At 59.2% G+C, this 18040-nt stretch carries 13 protein-coding genes and 1 tRNA gene; 11 read left to right on the top strand and 3 right to left on the bottom strand.

Going from position 1 to position 18040, the window contains the following annotated elements; translation table 11 throughout:
• The first annotated feature begins 199 nt into the window (after positions 1–199).
• The 5 genes from RGAI101_RS05200 to RGAI101_RS05180 are packed head-to-tail and all read left to right on the top strand — an operon-like array spanning position 200 to position 6558.
• On the top strand, positions 200–2452 hold the full coding sequence (locus RGAI101_RS05200) for a pyridoxal phosphate-dependent decarboxylase family protein (protein WP_008227124.1): 2253 nt from the start codon (positions 200–202) through the stop codon (positions 2450–2452).
• A gap of 5 nt (positions 2453–2457) precedes the next feature.
• Positions 2458–4506 carry a S9 family peptidase gene (locus RGAI101_RS05195; protein WP_037229057.1) on the top strand — a complete coding sequence of 683 codons (2049 nt, stop codon included), beginning with the start codon at positions 2458–2460 and terminating at the stop codon, positions 4504–4506.
• A gap of 34 nt (positions 4507–4540) precedes the next feature.
• The gene (locus tag RGAI101_RS05190) at positions 4541–4792 is read left to right on the top strand and encodes a hypothetical protein (protein ID WP_037227455.1); all 252 of its coding nucleotides are present in this window, start codon (positions 4541–4543) and stop codon (positions 4790–4792) included.
• Entirely contained in the window at positions 4687–5694 is a 1008-nt protein-coding gene (locus RGAI101_RS05185) for an FIST signal transduction protein (RefSeq protein WP_368072195.1), read from the top strand. The genes RGAI101_RS05190 and RGAI101_RS05185 overlap by 106 nt, the downstream gene beginning before the upstream one ends.
• A 12-nt stretch (positions 5695–5706) precedes the next feature.
• On the top strand, positions 5707–6558 hold the full coding sequence (locus tag RGAI101_RS05180) for an adenylate/guanylate cyclase domain-containing protein (protein ID WP_083792006.1): 852 nt from the start codon (positions 5707–5709) through the stop codon (positions 6556–6558).
• Here the strand turns inward: RGAI101_RS05180 and RGAI101_RS05175 are convergent, their stop codons facing one another.
• The 3 genes from RGAI101_RS05175 to RGAI101_RS05165 all read right to left on the bottom strand — a co-directional run bounded on the left by RGAI101_RS05175 (position 6559) and on the right by RGAI101_RS05165 (position 11847).
• Positions 6559–7770 (bottom strand): DUF4331 family protein, encoded by a 1212-nt coding sequence (locus tag RGAI101_RS05175; protein WP_008228941.1) that lies wholly within the window; start codon positions 7768–7770, stop codon positions 6559–6561.
• 129 nt (positions 7771–7899) lie between these two features.
• Positions 7900–10878: a cyclic nucleotide-binding domain-containing protein gene (locus RGAI101_RS05170; protein WP_198133672.1), complete on the bottom strand. Its 2979-nt coding sequence runs from the start codon at positions 10876–10878 to the stop codon at positions 7900–7902.
• A gap of 93 nt (positions 10879–10971) precedes the next feature.
• On the bottom strand, positions 10972–11847 hold the full coding sequence (locus RGAI101_RS05165) for a hypothetical protein (protein ID WP_008227515.1): 876 nt from the start codon (positions 11845–11847) through the stop codon (positions 10972–10974).
• A gap of 129 nt (positions 11848–11976) precedes the next feature.
• Here RGAI101_RS05165 and RGAI101_RS05160 point away from each other — a divergent pair.
• From RGAI101_RS05160 to RGAI101_RS05135, 6 genes are all read left to right on the top strand, one after another.
• Positions 11977–12052: transfer RNA gene (locus RGAI101_RS05160), tRNA-Thr, on the top strand.
• Between the two features lie 465 nt (positions 12053–12517).
• The gene (locus RGAI101_RS05155; RefSeq protein ID WP_008228060.1) at positions 12518–14812 is read left to right on the top strand and encodes a bifunctional salicylyl-CoA 5-hydroxylase/oxidoreductase; all 2295 of its coding nucleotides are present in this window, start codon (positions 12518–12520) and stop codon (positions 14810–14812) included.
• Positions 14812–15543 carry an SDR family NAD(P)-dependent oxidoreductase gene (locus tag RGAI101_RS05150; RefSeq protein WP_008227343.1) on the top strand — a complete coding sequence of 244 codons (732 nt, stop codon included), beginning with the start codon at positions 14812–14814 and terminating at the stop codon, positions 15541–15543. The genes RGAI101_RS05155 and RGAI101_RS05150 overlap by 1 nt, the downstream gene beginning before the upstream one ends.
• Positions 15540–16010, top strand: a complete 471-nt coding sequence (locus tag RGAI101_RS05145) for a MarR family winged helix-turn-helix transcriptional regulator (RefSeq protein WP_008226006.1) — start codon at positions 15540–15542, stop codon at positions 16008–16010. Before RGAI101_RS05150 ends, RGAI101_RS05145 begins: the two co-directional genes overlap by 4 nt.
• Positions 16003–16803, top strand: coding sequence for an enoyl-CoA hydratase family protein (locus RGAI101_RS05140; RefSeq protein WP_037229052.1), 801 nt, complete (start codon positions 16003–16005; stop codon positions 16801–16803). The genes RGAI101_RS05145 and RGAI101_RS05140 overlap by 8 nt, the downstream gene beginning before the upstream one ends.
• Positions 16804–16879: 76 nt before the next feature.
• A complete protein-coding gene (locus RGAI101_RS05135; protein WP_037229049.1) occupies positions 16880–18028 on the top strand; it encodes an acyl-CoA dehydrogenase family protein in 1149 nt (382 codons plus the stop codon).
• Positions 18029–18040: the final 12 nt, after the last annotated feature.

Genomic DNA, 18040 nt, shown 5'->3' with positions numbered 1-18040 from the left:
CACCCCGGCCTGTGAAATACCCGCAGTCGTGCGGGTGTCTCAGGAATTTTATTCCCAAATGCATGTAATTTTTGACCGCGAGGGCAAAAAACCGTTAACATGTCCGTGAAGACGTTAACGATTTTTTTGAGTACCAGTCGTTTGTCTCGCGCAATTGGCGCGATTTATCCCCATCGATTTATGCATAAGGCCGGATTTTATGACCACTCATGAGAGCAAAGAACATTTCGCAAAAGTTTTAAGCGCGTTCCATCAGACTGAACAGAAAAACGACCGGTTTGACCTGCTCAACGCCGAAGGGTCGCCGTCTTTGGCGGGATGGTTCATCGGACCGATGGGGGAAAACGCATCCGTCATGCAGCGGTTGGTCGCCAAGGCCGTCGCCGCCAATGCAAGTGCGCGCCACGAATATGGCACGCAATTTCATGATCCGGTCTATGTGACGGATGCGATCAAGGCCACGCAAGACTATAAATCCACCATCAACAGTCTTGAGGCCAATCTGGACCAGATGCTGGACGCGCTGCACGGGTCGATCCCGCTGTCGAGCTATCGCAACCAATCCCACATGTATTGGGACTGCACGATGCCGGGGTTCGTCGGCTATTTCGCCGCGATGCTGTACAACCAGAACAACGTCGCCGCCGAAGCATCCCCCGTCACGACAATGCTCGAGATCGAAGTCGGCAAGGATCTGTGCCGGATGCTGGGTTACACCGTGCCCGAAACGGAAACCTCCGGTACCGATACGATTGTACCGTGGGGGCATATCACCTGTGACGGGTCGATCGCCAACGCCGAAAGCATGTGGGCCGCGCGCAACCTCAGCTATCTTCCCGTGTCGCTGGCAAATGCGATCCGGCTTGAGCCCGAGATGGCGGCAGCCAAGGATTTCGTCGTCAATCTGGTGCAGGGCGGCAGCGCCAAGCTGGTCGAGCTGGACAATTGGGGGCTGATGAACCTTGGCATCGACGAGGTGATCAACCTGACGCCCAATATCGAAAAGAAATGCGGTATCTCGGCCGATACGATCAAGGCGATGTTGGACAAGTATTCCGTGCAAAACATCGGGCTGGCTGAAATGCACCGCACCTATTTGCAGGATCTGTCGCAACTTCCTGTCTTGATGGCCCCCAGCACGCGCCACTATTCATGGCCCAAGGGCGCTGCCCTGCTGGGACTGGGCGCGAACCACGTCATCAGCACCCATGTCGATCTGGATGGCCGCATGAAGATCGACCATCTGCGCGAGAATATCGAAAGATGCTATCAGGACCGCCGCCCGGTCCTGGAAGTCGTGGCCGTCATGGGCACGACCGAGGAAAGTTCGGTTGACCCGTTGGCCGATATCATTGCCTTGCGCGAAGAATACCGCGCCAAGGGGATGGAGTTTTCCGTGCATGTGGATGGCGCGTGGGGCGGTTACTTTGCCTCAATCCTGCGCGAACCGCGCTTTCCCGAACCGGAAATCGAAGACGGTGCCGTCGAACATACGCCCGCCATGGTGATGAGCGATTACGTCACGCGGCAATATCAGGCGCTGCGCCATGCCGACACGCAAACCGTCGATCCGCACAAGGCGGGCTTTATCCCGTATCCCGCCGGGGCGCTGTGCTACCGAAACGGGGCGATGCGCGAGCTGATCGCCTTTACGGCTCCTGTTGTGTATCACGGGGGTGTCGATCCCAACGTGGGCGTCTACGGTATCGAAGGCTCCAAACCCGGTGCGGCGGCGGCGGGCGTATACCTGTCACATGCATTGATCCGGCCAGACAAGTCCGGGTACGGCAAGCTGCTAGGCAAGTGTATCTTCAACTCCAAACGGTTTTACGGCCAGCTTCTGGATCTGGCCGGCGAAAACGAATGCTTCAAGGTGGTGCCGTTCCAGCGCCTTCCCGCGCAGAAGCAGGGCAAATCCGACGCTGAAGTTGCCGCCCAGCTGGCGCTGATCCGCAACGAGATCGTGCCGCGTGAAAACGATGATCTGCTGGAATACTTCATGTCGAACCCCGAAGCCCAAGAAGTTTTTCGCGAGATGGGGTCGGACCAGAACATCGTGACCTATGCGCTGAACTTCCGCAGCGCTGACGGATGGAACACCGATGTGAAGCTGGCCAACGACTTCAACACCGCCATCTTCCGCGCGCTGAGCATCGGCACGTTTTCATCCGGTACCGTGCCGACGAATCCGATGTTCGTGACCTCTTCGTCTTTCGAAGTCGGCGATTACGGCCAGTGCTTCGTTGATGCCTTCGGTGCGCGGCTGTCTCTGGCTCCGACAAACGGGGCAGGGATCAACTTTCTTGTCTCCACCACGCAGGATCCATGGGTCACGGCGACCGACAAGGGCAACTGGTTGCCGATCGTGCTGGAGGGGCTGAAGAAAACGGCGCTGGAACAGACCAAGCTGATCGTGGACGCAAACAACCTGAGACCGTGGAAGGGGGCGTGATCGACATGGGTGTCACGACAGCAGCCTTCGGATCGTGGGTTTCGCCCATCGCCGCAGAAGACCTTGCGGCGGGAACGGTCAAGTTCGAACAGCTTGCCCTGGATGGCGATGATATCTTCTGGGTCGAAAGCCGCCCGGATGAAAAAGGCAGGTCGGTTGTCGTGCGCATGGCACCCGATGGCCCGCAAGACATCACACCGGCCGGGTTCTCGGCGCGCACGCTGGTGAATTCCTACGGCGGCGGGGCGATGGCGGCCAAGGATGGCACGGTCTGGTTCACCAACTTTGCGACTTCGGACTTTCCGCAGACCAAAGACCAGCGCGTCTATGCCCAAACGCCCGGTCATTTCCCCAAACCCATCACACCGCGCCAGCCGGTTCATTTTGCCGATATGGTGCCGGACCCGGAACGGGGCGTCATCTTTGCCGTGCAGGAACGCAGCGATGTGCTGCTGCACGGGCAGGCGCAGCAAACTCTTGTGGCGCTTGATATGCAAGGCAGCGCCTTGCCGATCACCGTCGCGTCGGGCGGTGATTTCTACGCCGCACCGCGTTTGTCGCCTGATGGCAAACAGCTTGCGTGGCTGACGTGGGATTATCCTTCGATGCCGTGGGAAGGCACCCGCTTGCAGGTCGCCGATCTGGACGCGCAGGGCAATGCCACCGGCATCCGCACGATCGGCGGCGCACCTGCAACCAAGATTGATCCGGGCCTGAATCCGGTGCTGCAAAACGCGATGCGCTACTCGGACGAGGCGATTGCCGAACCCTTGTGGTCCCCCGACGGCCAGCTTTATTGCGTAAGTGACCGGTCGGAGATTGACGGCACGCGCTGGTGGAACATCCACCGGGTCGACGGCGATGATCTGGTCGCTGTGACCGCGGAGGCGGCTGAGTTTACCTCGCCGCTGTGGCGGCTTGGGGTGTCAAGCTATGGCTTCATCTCGGAAACTGAGGTTCTTGCGGCATATTCCCGGGACGGGGTCTGGGCGCTGGCGCTGGTCGATGTGACGTCGGGGGCACTGAGCGCAGTTGATCTGCCCTATACCAGCATCACGCACCTGCGGGTGGGCAACGGCTTTGCGGTGTTCTTTGGCGGCACCTTCAATGGCCCTGCGGAACTGATCCGGCTTGATCTAGAAACACACGAAACGACAGTGCTGCGCCGCGCCAATCCGGGGTTGAGCGACGCAGCAAAGGCCTGTTTCAAAGCGCCCGAAACAATCTCGTTTCAGGTGGATGACGGCAAGGGCGGCACCGAAACCAGCCATGCGTTCTATCATGCCCCCTATAACCCCGAGTATACTAACCCCACGAACGAGCGCCCGCCGCTGATTATCGTGATCCATGGCGGGCCAAGTGCCGCAGCCTCAAGCGCGCTGTCGGTGGACATCGCATTTTTCACCTCGCGCGGGTTTGCGGTGCTGGACACCAATTACCGCGGCAGCACCGGCTTCGGCCGCAGTTACCGGCAGCGCATTTATGGCGGGTGGGGTGTGGTCGATGTGGCCGACTGCGTCGCAGGGGCCGAACATCTGGTGGCCGCCGACAAGGTGGACCGCTACCGCATCGCGTCGCGTGGCGGATCGTCGGGCGGCTATACCACATTGGCGCTGGCGACCTTTACCGACATCCTGTCGGCCGGGGCCAGCTATTACGGCATTTCGGATTTGCAGATGATCGCGCAAGACACTGACAAGCTCGAGGCATATTACGCCGCCTTGCTGGTCGGCCCGTGGCCCGATGCGCAAAAGGTGTTCAAAGGCCGCTCGCCATTGTTTCATGCCGGTCAGATCAACTGCCCGCTGATCATTTTTCAGGGCGAAGATGATCCGGTCGTGCCGCCGCCGCAAGCCCATGTTCTGATCGACAGCCTGATGGACCGCAAAATGCCCGTCGCATGGGAGTTCTTCCCCGGCGAAGGCCATGGGTTCAAGCAGAAAGCCCATTTGATCCAGTCGCTTGAAGAGGAACTTTCGTTTTACGGAGCGATTATGGGCTTTACACCGGCGGGGCATCTGGCGCAGCCTGCTATCGAAAATTGGCCTGCATAATCAGGCTATTATGCGTTCAACTAGGGGGATGAGAATGCTGAAAATTGCAACTGGAGCGAGTGAAGAGACGGATACGGTCGAAGCTGTCGAAGAAGCGCTTGAAATCGCCCTCGAAGGTATGGACGGTGTCAAACCCAAAGCGGGGCTGGCGTTTGTCGGTATCGATGTGGACGTGGCCGCATTGGTCAAAGCCTTTTCCGAAGCCTGCCGGGTGTTGAACTGGCTGGCTGCACGACCGATGGTGAAGTTGCCGGCCCCGAGGGGTTCCTTGAAGACAGCGTCGTGATCACGCTGTTCGGATCCGACGATATCGACTTTACCGTGGGTCTGGGGCGCGGCGCGTCTGCCGACCCCAGGGCCGCGACAGCGGCCGCTGTTGCGGACGCCAAAAGCAAGACCGACAAGGACTCCGCGCTCTGCGTTGCCATGCCTGAGGGGATCGGCCCCAACATCAGTGAAATCGTCAGCGGCCTGCGGGCTGCCTTGGGCGAAGAATTCCCCATTGTCGGCGGGGCTTCCGGCGATCAGATGCGGTTTCAGGGGACCAAGCAGTTCTGCAACGGCGATGTCGTCTCTGACTCGGTGGTGGTGCTGATCATGTCCGGCCCGCTGGTCTATTCCTGTGGCGTGGCAACGGGGTATGTCCCCTTGGGCAACCGCCACAAAGTTACCAAATCCGAAGGGTCGACGATTCACGAGATTGACGGAAACCCCGCGATCAACCTGTACAAAGAATATGTCCAGGCGCAATCGGTCCACTTTCCGCTGGCCGTCCACAGCCCCGAACGCGAAGGCTTTTTGCTGTCCTCGCCGCATTTCTTTAATGAAGAAACGGGTGCGGTGACCTTTGTGAATCCAATCGAGGTCGACAAAGAGGTGCAGATTGCGACAGCATCGCGCGACGAAATCGTCGTGGCTGCCCGGACCGCCGTCGAATCTGCCTTCAAGGGCTTTCCCAATAAGAAACCCGATGCGGCATTGTTTTTCTCGTGCGCGGGACGGCGGGCAGCCTTGGGCACCCGCACCAAGGAAGAATACGAGAGCTTCGAGACAATCGTCGGTGATGCCTTTCCGACCGCAGGTTTCTATACCTACGGAGAGATTGGCCCCGTCGGCAACAAGGGAAAATCCTTGCAGCATACCAATGCCTTCCTTGCAGTTTTGCTTGGATCGGCAGCGGCATCGTGACACATGTAGCGCATGACCAGGCAAACTTCTCCGGGGAGGGCTATTGACCCTGAAAAGCTGCTTCGGCGGTTGGAGAAGCGTCTTGCCAAGTCGGAATTCCGTCGGACCGAACTGGAGGAGTTGATGGATGGGTCACAGGCATTCCAGCGCCGCGTGATCTCAGACATCGAGGCGGCGAAGGCCAAGATCGAACATCTCTATGCCTCGCTCGAGATCGAACAGGGACGAACGGAGCAACTGCTCCGTTCGATCATGCCGGAATCCATTGCGGAAGAGCTGAAAATCAACGGCAAGGTACGCCCGCGACAGGTGGAATCGGCCACGGTGATGTTCACGGATTTCGTCGATTTTACCAAAAGCACCGAAGCGATGGATCCAGTCGTCCTGGTTGGCATGCTGGACCGCTATTACGGCGCATTTGATGAAATTGCCGCCAAACACGGCGTCGAAAAGGTGAAGACAATCGGCGACGCGTATATGACCGTCGCGGGGGATTTGAACGATTCAGGCGATATTGATCACGTGGCTGCCACCTGTGCGGCAGCGGTGGAGATCATGGACTATGTCAGCGGCCGTCTGGAACAGACCGTAGCGGATGAGTTCGCCGGATGGGCGGTGCGCATCGGCATCCACACCGGGCCGATTTCGACCGGAGTGGTGGGAACCAAAAGGCTGAGCTTTGATATCTGGGGCGACACGGTGAACACAGCCTCGCGCATGGTCAGCGCCTGCGCGCCCAACACGATCCTGCTGTCCGCCGTTTCTGCGGACCTGTTCGACCAGCCGCAGCGGGTCGAACAGCATGGCGATATTCAGGCCAAGGGCAAAGGCACGCTGCAGGCCTTCCGGCTCAAGACGTCCTGATCACTCCATATAGATCGGAACCGTGGGTTCCTTGGTATTCCCATCCGTGTAATCTTGATGGGTCGATGGGGCGACATAGGGAAACCGGTCGCTCAGGGGCTGTACGCTGGTCTTGGGCAAGACGACGCCGTCGCCGGGCTGCAGGAACGGGTTCAGGTCTTCCAGCGTCCAGTAAATGGCATCTTCGCGCAGGTTGCGCCCGTTGGGATACCCTTCGGGCTGTGACGGATCCCAAAGCAGCATATCGGGCAGGTAGAACGCCACCTTCTTTGCAACGTCCGCTTTGACCACCTCAAGCTGCTGGAAGCGGTAGGTGAATTGTTCGCTATAGTTGGCGCTGTCCTGATCGGGGGTAGATGCGTTGTAGGCGCGGTTCAGGTCCCCGATCGTGGGGTATTTTGCACTGTTGCGCGGGACGTAGTATTCGGGGTTATACCCTGCGGGCGCATCGACCAGATAGATGCCCTGAATGCCCGCTCGGCCAACGCGGTCGACGGTTTTGCCTTTGCCATCCGCCACGGTGACCCAGTAATTGAGCTTTTTGTCCTGCAATCCGGGCACTTCGAGCACGATCAGGGTCATGTCGGTCTCTCCAAAAGCCTTCTGCGAGGAAGCTTCGGCGGGCAGGTGATCGCCGCCTGCAAGTGCTTCGGTGATGGCCAGGGCAACAGGGGCATCGACCGTCAGAAAGTCAAAGAAGAACGGGTCGCGGCGGGGCCCGATGAACAGCAATTCGTCCATCTTTCCCTTTACGACCTGCAGCGGCGCGTTCAGCGCGGTCGTGAGGCCACTGCCATGGGGCGTGCCGGTCCACATGCCATCCCGCGCGTCGGCACCGGTGGCGACGCGCAGTTCGACAGGTTGTTGCTGCCCCCCATCGCCGGCACCGACCTTGATCTTGTAAGCCAGATCCGCAATCGCATCTACATCTTCATCAAAGTTGAAGATGTAGATCAGATCGGGGGACAGGGTGATTTCGGACGGGTCCGATGTGCCCTCCAGGCCCGACCCGGCCAGCGGGTTCAGCGTCATCGCCATGGCCAGCCCGCCGGTTTCAGCGCCCTTGAACAAGAACACGTCGCCAATGTCCGATTGCGGTGCCGCAATGGTATCGGGCGCATCCCGGTGGTCCGAGGCCAGCACAGGGGCCGCAAGGGCTGCCAGTGCTGTCGATAACAGAATTGATTTCAAAGAATGGTGTGAAGGTTTCATGGGATCATCTCTTTTCAAATAATATGACAGCCGTTCAACATATCTTAACCTAACAATCTTGCATGCAGTTGCATATAGGGAGGTGGTCCCCAGGAACTGGCGAAATGCGATCTGGCGGCGTTCTGGTTGTTATTTCCCCGTGCCGATATAGCCGACGAGGTACTGGATCAGCTTGAAGGCGGTGCGCGCGTCGCTTTCTATGATGCTCAGGAAATCTTCGGGGTCAATGCGCAGCAGGGTCACGGGGCTTTGGGCGCGCATGCTCAGGCGGCGCGGGTCGTTGCGGATCAGGCCAACTTCACCCACCAAAGTCCCCGGTGGCGGTATGACACTGAAGGTCACGGTTCCGGTTTCATCTTCGTCATATAATTCGATCGCGCCGGAATAGATCAGATAGGCCCCGTCGGGCAGGTCGTTCTTGCGGAAAACGATCTGGCCGGGCTCGATATCGACCCAGCGGGCGCTGAACGCCAAAAGGCGCAGCTGCGACCGGCTGAGTTCGCGAAACAGCGGTGCCTTGCGCAGTGCGGACCGCTTTTTATGCAGATCAGACGTTTCGCTGCTGTCCGGCGCATGATCGGTGTCTTGCCCTACGGCGATCAACCGGCCCTGGCGCAGCTCAAGCTGGTTGTCGTGAGGGCCATCTTCGGGGAGCGCCGCTTCCAGCTGGAGTATCGTGGCATCGGGGAGGATCTTGCGTAGCAGGGCAAAGCTGGCGTGGCGCACAGGGTCCGGAAAGCTTGCCATCGCCCGGTCGAGGATCACGATGCCGGGGCGTTTCACGACCACCTGCGCAAGGCTGATGTGTTCGGCGATCTGCGCGGACAGGTTCGCCCCGCGCAGCCCCGTCGGCAAGCGCTGGATCAGATCAAACAGCGCGTCTTCGGCGACACCGGCCACCAAGGCGTCGACCACCTGATCGCGGATCTGTTCCATATTCTGACGGCCCTCGGGGGTGACCTTGCCAAAGACCAGGTTCTCCAGGACATTCAGGCGTTCGTTCCAATGGTCGGCCTGCAACGGCAGATAGCGATTGGCCAGAGAAGGATCAGCAAGGGTTTTGACCTTGGGACGCGCCGCGATGATGGCGTTTTTGACCTTTTTGGTGAAAGCACGGTCAAAGGCGCGGGCAGGGACATTGAATTGCAACGACAGCAGCAGGGTTTCATCGGCGAATTTCAGCGTTTCGCCGGTGATTTTGGTTTGCTCAATGACCTTTTGCAATTGGGGCAGGATGTCGCCGGGAATGCCAAGCCTGCGAAACAGGACGCTGCCCGTCGTGTCGCTGTCAAAGGATTCGACAAGGGTCTTTGCCAAGGTCAGGGACTGGTCGATCACAAGATCAAGCAGATCCAGGGCGACTAGTAGATCGCGCAGTTTCTGGGTTGATCGCGGGCCGATCCAGTCCTCCTTGGCCTTGAGGGCCATGAGCAGGTTTTCGGCCAGTGTAAGGTCATCAAAATAGATATCATCGGAAAAGGAATCGATGGCATCTTTCAGGTTCAACCCATCTATCTGCGCCGGAATGGTACTGCGCAAAGCGGTCAGTTGATCTTGCAAAATGCTGTCTTCGGGATGTGCCAGAAACCGGTCCAATGCCTTTGAAAGAAGCGATTTTTGCGCGCCGATGGCCGACACCAGAAGCTGCCAGTCATGGCGCGCGCTTGCCAGCTGCGCATCGGTCGGATGGGGCGGGGCCGTCAACCCCAGCATGTTGCCGCTGCGCTGCGCCTCGTGCAGATCCGCCTCTGACAGATGCAGCGCGGGGGCCATGGTCAGCGGCACCATGACATTGTCGCCCACCGTGCCGCGAAAAATGTAGGGCGTGGCATTGGCGTGGCCGATCATGCGGGCGATGTGGTGTTGGCCAATGGTCGTCAGATCATGCCCGCCGATCTTGACCTGACCGGACGCTGGCGCAATGTCGCGCAACAACAGTTCAGCCAGCATGGCGCGGTCTTCGTCCTCCGGGGCGGCGATGCAAAGCCAGTCGCCCGCGGCGACCTCGAGGCTGGCACCGCTGAGCAACTGGCGGCCCATGTCGTCCTGCACGATGACGTTCGAAAGCGAAACTGTCCCGGCCATGGGCTGTTCTGCGACGTCATAGGGGGATTCGGCCAGAAAATCAGCCAGCATGTCCGGTGGATCGAACCGTTCCACGATCATATGATAGCGCTGCGAGACCTCTTGGACGGTGGTGTAATAGGTCAGCAACTCTTTCCACGGGGCAGACAGATCCTTGAATGCCGCCAGCGATGCCACAAGCGCGCCAATCGTCAGGCTGCCGTTGATCACCAAAAGGCCACCAACCAGAAAAAAGAAGAACGGCGTGATCTGGGTCAGTAGATTGTTGACGAACTTCATGAAGAATTTCTTGCGATAGATGTCGAAGCGGGTGTTGAACAGTCGCCCCAGGCGGGCGCTGACCGTCGCCATGCGGGCGGTCCAGCCGCCATGCTGGCGCAAGGTTGCGGCACCGGTTGTAATCTCGCCCACTTCGGCGGCCAGACTGCGGACCTGTCGCACCCGGCTGCGGTTCAACACGTTGATCCGCTTTTGCATCTGTGGAATCAGCCAGACCTGCACGGGAAACATCGCCATTGCGGCCACCCCGAACCAGAAATTCTGCAGGAACAGGAACAGCAGTATCGTCAACATCTGTCCGGCCTGCAGCAAGGGGGTTGCAATCGCGTCCCCCATGATGCCGCCCAATGGTTCGGCCTCGGCGGTCAGGGCTGCAACAAGCTCCCCTTCGGAAGTCTGCTGTTGATAGGCCCGTGGAAACCGCAAGATCCGCCCGATCAGCGCAAAGCGAAAGCGCCGCAGCAGACGTTCGGCCAGCACGCCTTTCATCGTATTCACGCGCATTTTCATCACGCCATACAGGATGACGAAGCCCAGAAAGCCGAAACACAGGATCAGAAGGAACGTCGTCTGCGCTAGCTCGACACCGAACACGGTGACCCGGTTGCTGGCCGCACCGATGGCGTCGTTGATGATCCGCTTTGGTAATTCAAGGGTGACGTAAAGCAGTGGAAACAGCATCAGCGTGACCACAGCCAGAACAATCTGGTCACGCTTTGAATGTCGCCAGATGAAGGAAAACAAAGATCGTTCCATACATTCAGTATGACACGAAATTCGTCACGCTCACAGAAAATTGCCGTGCGGGCCGGGCGGTTATGCGCGTTTCGTCAGTTTTTAAGGCTGCAAAAATCGTATGCCGGGAATTTGCTGGATGCGCAGCACGTCTTGATCGTAGTTCTCTGTCATCTCTTCGACCAGCTCGTCGGTCCAGTCCGGCATGTCCAGCTCTTCCTCAAGCGCTTCCTCGATGGCGAACTTGTCCAGAAACGCCGAGATCACGCGCTGCTGTTGCGGCCCTGAAATCTCCGGGTGGGCATCAAGATAGGACAAGAAGCGCTTCATGCCCTCTTTGCTCATGATGGTTTCCAGCAGATCGAATTCACCCGCAATCGGTTGATTTGCCGGAATGCCGGTCATTTCGCGCAGGATGGTGCCCCAGATCAGCGGCGCGTCTTCGTTGCACCAGACAGTGACCGAAATTTCAGGGGCCGAGTCGCGTAGCAGACCCAGCGTATCCGACCAGCGTATGTCCAGCGGATCCTTGGTGCCCCAGAAATGCGCGTCGGAATTATCGCCCGAAACCTCGTAAAGAATGGGCAGCAAAGTTGCCGGATTGCGGATCGCCATGAAAATCTGCAGCTCGTCCTCGGGGAACAATTGCACCATCCGCATCATCCGCACCGGGGCTGCGGGGTAGAGCATCCCCTCGATCATCGCAGTGGCGGGGGTGCGAAAGAAATTCGCATCCGACAAGATCGCCTTGTTCGCCTGGGAATCGTCCAGAACAGCATCCAACAGCACGTCCCGTGCCCCAGCGGAAACGGATGATTTGTACATCGCGTTCAAGGTATCGCGAAAAAGTCCGCGATAGGTGCTGGGGCCGGGCACAAATGTGCCGTGCTTCGCCAACATCGCCTTGTTCGCCAGCAGGCTTTTGAGCAAACGTTCTTCTTCTGTATAGTGGGCACCCGTGTGCAAAACCAACTGCATGAATTTCAGCTCAACTCTTTCAAATGTCCGACAGGCAATAGCCTTTCTTGCGCGATCTGTAAAACTGCAAAATTTCTTCAATTTCCCCTCTTGCACGCCCCGAAACAATCTTCTAAACGAACGCTCAATGCCCCTATAGCTCAGCTGGTAGAGCAATTGATTTGTAATCAATAGGTCCGCGGTTCGAGTCCGTGTGGGGGCACCACTAAACCTTAAAATTCGCTGAAAGTGCATGTCGGTAGGGCTGTTTGTTCGCGTGTGCGGTGACGCAACATGCGGAGCAGATGTCTGTTATTGTCTTGGCGTTAGGGCCTTGAGCGGTCATGGCGAGATATCGTTTCAGTAAGTACGCAACCGGCCTGGTTCCATTTCAACAGAGCGGTACGAAGAAACAAAACCGCCTTACATTCTGGGGAATTATCCGCGGGTTTCATTGACGTTCCGGTGTCTCTAGGGCGGAGCTGTCAAAGGCTTGGCCGGGGGCCTCTTGAGAGGTGAGAAAATCTTGTGACGGTTCTCGGGCCCGCTTTCCAGTGACTTGCGGTGAACAAAGGATCGCTCCTTTAGCCTGAGGCCCGACATCCTCCGTATAGTTTAGGTATGAAATATTTTTACTTGAAGAAAAATTCGACTCGGCCTAGCGTTGGTTCAACCAGATCAGGAGGGTGCGATGCGTGCGATATGTTTGGGTGGTGGACCTGCGGGGCTGTATTTTGCCATCTCGTTGAAATTGCGCCAACTGGACGCCGAGGTGACCGTGCTGGAACGCAACAAGCCCGACGATACCTTTGGCTGGGGCGTGGTTCTGTCGGATGAAACGCTGGATAACCTTGAACAGAACGATCCAGCCAGCGCGGCCGAGATTCGCCGCAATTTCGCCTATTGGGACGACATTGCACTGCATCACAAGGGGCAGGTGATCACATCGTCAGGGCATGGGTTCTGCGGGATTGGCCGCAAGAAACTGCTGCTGATCCTGCAGGATCGCGCCCGTGCCCTTGGGGTTGATCTGCAGTTCGAAACCGACGTCAAAGCGGCGTCGGACTATATGAAAGACTATGATCTGGTCGTCGCCTGCGACGGGTTGAATTCAAAGACCCGCCTGGAGTTTGCCGATACCTTCAAGCCCGATATCGATGTGCGCCGTTGCCCCTTTGTCTGGATGGGCACGCATCAGAAATTCGACGACGCCTTTACCTTTATCTTCGAAAAGACCGACAAGGGCTGGGTGTGGGTCCACGCCTATCAATTCGACCCCGACACCGCGACGTTTATCGTTGAATGTTCGCAGAAGACCTTTGACGCCTACGGTTTCGGCGAGATGACGCAGCAGGAATCAATCGCGGTATGCGAGGAGATCTTCAAGGATCATCTGGATGGTCACAAGCTGATGACCAATGCGAACCACATCCGCGGCTCTGCCTGGATCAAGTTCCCCCGTGTCCTATGCGAGAAATGGAGCCACGAGAATGTGGTCCTGCTGGGCGATGCGTCGGCCACTGCGCATTTTTCGATTGGATCGGGCACCAAGCTGGCTTTGGAATCGGCAATATCGCTGGCAAAGCATGTGTCGGATGATGCCGATCTGGGGTCGGCCTTCGAAAAATACGAGGCCGCGCGGCGGCTCGAGGTGTTGCGCCTGCAATCTGCAGCGCGCAATTCGGTCGAGTGGTTCGAGGACGTCGAGCGCTATCTTGAGCTTGATCCGGTGCAATTGAACTATTCGATGCTGACACGGTCCCAACGCATCAGCCACGAGAACCTGCGCAGCCGCGATCCCGAATGGCTGGGCGGGGCAGAGGCCTGGTTTATGGACCAAGCGGGTGCCGGCAGCAATCTGCCTGCCCGCGCGCCGATGTTCGCACCGTTTCAACTGCGCGACATGACGCTGGAAAACCGCATCGTGGTGTCGCCGATGGCGCAATACAAGGCGGTTGATGGCGCGCCCACCGACTGGCATCTGATCCATTACGGCGAACGCGCCAAGGGGGGTGCAGGGCTGGTCTATACTGAAATGACATGTGTGTCGGCGGATGGCCGGATCACGCCGGGCTGTCCGGGGCTTTATGCACCCGAACACGAAGCGGCCTGGACCCGGCTGACCGATTTCATCCATGCGGAAACACCTGCGAAAATCTGTTGCCAGATCGGTCACGCGGGCCGCAAAGGGTCCACCCAAGTCGGCTGGGAAAAGATGGATGCGCCTTTGCCATCGGGCAACTGGCCGCTGCTGTCAGCCTCGGCGATCCCGTGGTCGGATGAAAACGCGACCCCGAAGGCGATGACCCGTGACGATATGGATGCGGTCAAGGCGCAGTTCGTCGCTGCCGCTGAAATGGCGGACCGTGCGGGGTTTGACATGATCGAACTGCATGCGGCGCATGGGTATCTGATCTCGTCGTTTATCTCTCCGCTGTCGAACACGCGCGATGATGAATACGGCGGATCTTTGGAAAACCGCATGCGGTATCCTTTGGAAGTCTTCGCCGCAATGCGAGACGTCTGGCCCGCAGCCAAACCGATGGCCGTGCGAATCTCGGCCAATGACTGGGCGGGCGATGATGGGGTAACCCCCGAAGAGGCCGTTGAAATTGCTGCACTGTTTGACGCGGCCGGGGCGGATATCATCGACGTTTCTGCCGGTCAAACCTCGACCCAGGCCAAGCCGGTGTACGGTCGCATGTTTCAAACGCCGTTCTCGGACCGTATCCGCAACGATGGCGGGATCAAGACGATGGCCGTGGGCAACATATTCGAGGCGGATCACGTGAATTCGATCCTCATGGCGGGACGTGCAGATCTGGTTTGCCTTGCCCGGGCGCATCTGGCCGATCCCTATTGGACGCTGCATCAAGGTGCCGCACTGGGCGACCGCCAATCCGTCTGGCCCAAGCCCTACGAGGCCGGGCGCGATCAGGCGTGGCGCAATGCCGACCGGCTGGCCGAACAGGAGGGGCGTGTCTGATGGCCCATGTGGTGATCACCGGCGGCGGCACGGGCGTGGGCGCGGAAATCGCGCAGGCCGTTGCGGCAACGGGCGCTTCAGTGACGATTATGGGCCGCCGCGAGGGGCCGCTGAAGGACCAAGGTCTGCCGTATCAGGTGTGCGATGTCACCGATGCAGATGCGGTGGCTGCGGCATTCAAGGCTGCTGTCGCGGAACACGGCCCCGTCACAGGGGTGATCGCCAATGCGGGTGCGGCCCATTCCGCACCCTTCGAAAAGATGAGCGCCGCTGATCTGACCGATATGATGGCAGTCAATGTCACCGGAGTCTTCAACGTCTGGCAGGCCGCTGTCGCGGGGATGAAGGCCGAGAAGGCCGGGCGTTTGATCGTTGTCGCCTCGACGGCGGGGCTCAAGGGCTATCCTTACGTTGCTGGCTATGTCGCGGCGAAACACGGGGTCGTCGGCCTGACCCGCGCGCTGGCGTTGGAACTGGCCCGTACCAGGATCACCGTGAACGCAATCTGTCCGGGCTTTATCGACACGCCCTTGTTGGAGAAATCCGTTGAAAACATCACCGCGACGACGGGCAAGACTGCTGAGGAGGCCCGCGCGATCCTGAAACGCGCGAGCCCGCAGAACCGCTTTGTCGGCACCGACGAGGTCGCGGCCGCCGCGCTTTACCTGCTTTCTGATGCTGCCGCGTCGGTGAACGGTCATACCCTGACCCTGTCGGGAGGAGAGATTTGAGCACGCCGTCGAAAGACCGCTTGCGCCTGTGGCTGCGGCTGTTGCGGCTGACGCGGCACGTCGATGCCCATTTGCGCGACAAACTGCGGGTCGACTTCAAGACCACCTTGCCACGGTTTGACGTGATGGCCGCCCTGTCGCGCCACCCCGAGGGGCTGAAGATGAGCCAGCTTTCAGGGGTGCTGCGGGTGTCGAATGGCAATGTCACAGGAATCGCCGACCGTCTGGCCGAAGAAGGTCTGGTCGAACGGGTTCCTGTGCCGGGCGACCGCCGCGCGATGACCCTGCGGCTGACCCCCGCAGGCAATGTTGAATTCGCCGTCCAAGCCGAGGCCCATGAGGGCTGGATCAACGACATGCTTACCGGAATCAGCGCGGCGGATGCCCGCGCCATGGCCGCACAACTGATTTCTGTGGCCCAAGTTGCTGAAAATAAGGAAAAAACCAATGACCCAAGCCATGCGTAGCGATGTGAAACACTTTCTGTGCGAGATCAAGGACGGTATCGCCACGGTCCGCCTGAACCGCCCCGACCGCAAGAACCCGCTGACCTTTGACAGCTATGCCGAACTGCGCGACTGGTTCCGTGATCTGGTCTATGCCGATGACGTGGATGTGGTGATCTTCGGGTCGAACGGCGGGAATTTCAGCTCGGGCGGGGATGTGCATGACATCATCGGGCCGCTGACCCGCATGAACATGAAGGACATGCTGCGCTTTACCCGCATGACCGGCGATCTGGTCAAGGCCATCGTGAACTGCGGCAAACCGGTGATCGCTGCCGTGGACGGTATCTGCGTCGGTGCCGGCGCGATCATTGCCATGGCATCCGACCTGCGCCTGGCCACACCAGAGGCGAAGACAGCGTTTTTGTTCACCCGTGTGGGCCTTGCGGGCTGCGACATGGGGGCCTGCGCGATCCTGCCGCGCGTGATCGGCCAGACCCGCGCCGCAGAGTTGTTGTATACCGGCCGCTCCATGTCCGCGGACGAGGGCGAACGCTGGGGCTTCTTCAACCGGCTTGTGGCGGGCGACGCGCTGGAGGCAGATGCGCTGAAACTGGCGCAGCAAATCCAGTCCGGCCCGAATTTCGCGCATATGATGACCAAGACGATGCTGGCGCAGGAATGGTCCATGTCGATCGAGCAGGCGATCGAGGCCGAAGCGCAGGCACAGGCGATCTGCATGCAGACCGGCGATTTCGAGCGCGCCTACAACGCTTTTGTCGCCAAGCAGCGCCCTGTGTTCGAAGGGAATTGAGCGGTGGTGTTCGGGGTGAGGGCGGATGCCTCCGGCGGGAGTTTATCTGGCAAAATGAAGTTGGAGGAGCATGACCATGTCTGATCGCAGTTTTCTGGACTGGCCGTTTTTCGAAGATCGGCATCGGGCCTTGGCGGATGACCTGGACGCCTGGGCGGCGGGGGCGTTGGCCAACGTGGATCATGGCGATACGGATGCGGCGTGCCGGTCCCTGGTGGCGATGTTGGGGGACGGCGGGTGGCTGCGGTATTCCGGTGCGCAGGGGGACGATACGCTGGATGTGCGCAGCTTGTGCCTGATCCGCGAAACGCTGGCGCGTCATGATGGATTGGCTGATTTTTCCTTTGCCATGCAAGGTCTTGGGACCGGCGCGATCAGCTTGTTCGGCACACCCGAACAGCAAGAGGCGTGGTTGCCCAAGACGCGGTCCGGTGCGGCGATTTCTGCCTTTGCGCTGACCGAACCGCAGTCGGGGTCTGATGTGGCGAATTCCACGATGACCGCCGAACGGGATGGCGATGATTATGTATTGAACGGCGAGAAGACCTGGATCTCCAACGGTGGGATCGCGGATGTTTATACATTGTTTGCACGGACCGGTGAGGCACCAGGCGCGCGCGGGTTGTCGGCCTTTATCTTGCCAGCTGGCTTGCCGGGGTTCGAGATAGCGGACCGTCTGCAAGTCATCGCACCGCATCCCTTGGCGACCTTGCGCTTTACCGATTGCCGCGTGCCTGCGTCTGCAATGTTGGGCGCACAGGGGCAAGGCTTTGCCATTGCGATGTCGGTGCTGGATGTGTTCCGGTCTACGGTGGCCGCCGCGGCATTGGGCTTTGCCCGCCGGGCGTTGGACGAGGCGCTGAAACGGGTTTCTACCCGCGAGGTGCAGGGCAAACCCCTGGCTGACTTGCAGATGGTGCAGGGGCATATTGCGGATATGGCGGTGGATGTGGATGCATCGGCTTTGCTGATCTACCGCGCTGCCTGGCTGAAGGATCAGGGTGCACCACGGGTCACCCGCGAGGCGGCGATGGCCAAGCTGTTCGCCACGGACCATGCGCAGATCGTGATCGACAAGGCTGTCCAGCTGTTTGGCGGCGACGGGGTGCGGAATGGCATGGCGGTTGAAAGCCTGTACCGTGAAATCCGTGCCTTGCGGATCTACGAGGGTGCGTCCGACGTGCAGCGGGTCGTGATTGCGCGCCAGACTTTGGGTGCGATGTAAGGAGAGGTGGAT

The sequence above is a fragment of the Roseobacter sp. GAI101 genome (assembly GCF_000156335.1).
Taxonomy (GTDB): Bacteria; Pseudomonadota; Alphaproteobacteria; order Rhodobacterales; family Rhodobacteraceae; genus Sulfitobacter.
This window is presented reverse-complemented; position numbering and strand designations above follow the sequence as displayed.

Coding starts and splice junctions, on each gene's coding strand:
- RGAI101_RS05200 (WP_008227124.1), top strand. CDS start 200: ATGACCACTCATGAGAGCAAAGAACATTTCGCAAAAGTTTTAAGCGCG.
- RGAI101_RS05195 (WP_037229057.1), top strand. CDS start 2,458: ATGGGTGTCACGACAGCAGCCTTCGGATCGTGGGTTTCGCCCATCGCC.
- RGAI101_RS05190 (WP_037227455.1), top strand. CDS start 4,541: ATGCTGAAAATTGCAACTGGAGCGAGTGAAGAGACGGATACGGTCGAA.
- RGAI101_RS05180 (WP_083792006.1), top strand. CDS start 5,707: ATGACCAGGCAAACTTCTCCGGGGAGGGCTATTGACCCTGAAAAGCTG.
- RGAI101_RS05175 (WP_008228941.1), bottom strand. CDS start 7,770: ATGAAACCTTCACACCATTCTTTGAAATCAATTCTGTTATCGACAGCA.
- RGAI101_RS05165 (WP_008227515.1), bottom strand. CDS start 11,847: ATGCAGTTGGTTTTGCACACGGGTGCCCACTATACAGAAGAAGAACGT.
- RGAI101_RS05155 (WP_008228060.1), top strand. CDS start 12,518: ATGCGTGCGATATGTTTGGGTGGTGGACCTGCGGGGCTGTATTTTGCC.
- RGAI101_RS05150 (WP_008227343.1), top strand. CDS start 14,812: ATGGCCCATGTGGTGATCACCGGCGGCGGCACGGGCGTGGGCGCGGAA.
- RGAI101_RS05140 (WP_037229052.1), top strand. CDS start 16,003: ATGCGTAGCGATGTGAAACACTTTCTGTGCGAGATCAAGGACGGTATC.
- RGAI101_RS05135 (WP_037229049.1), top strand. CDS start 16,880: ATGTCTGATCGCAGTTTTCTGGACTGGCCGTTTTTCGAAGATCGGCAT.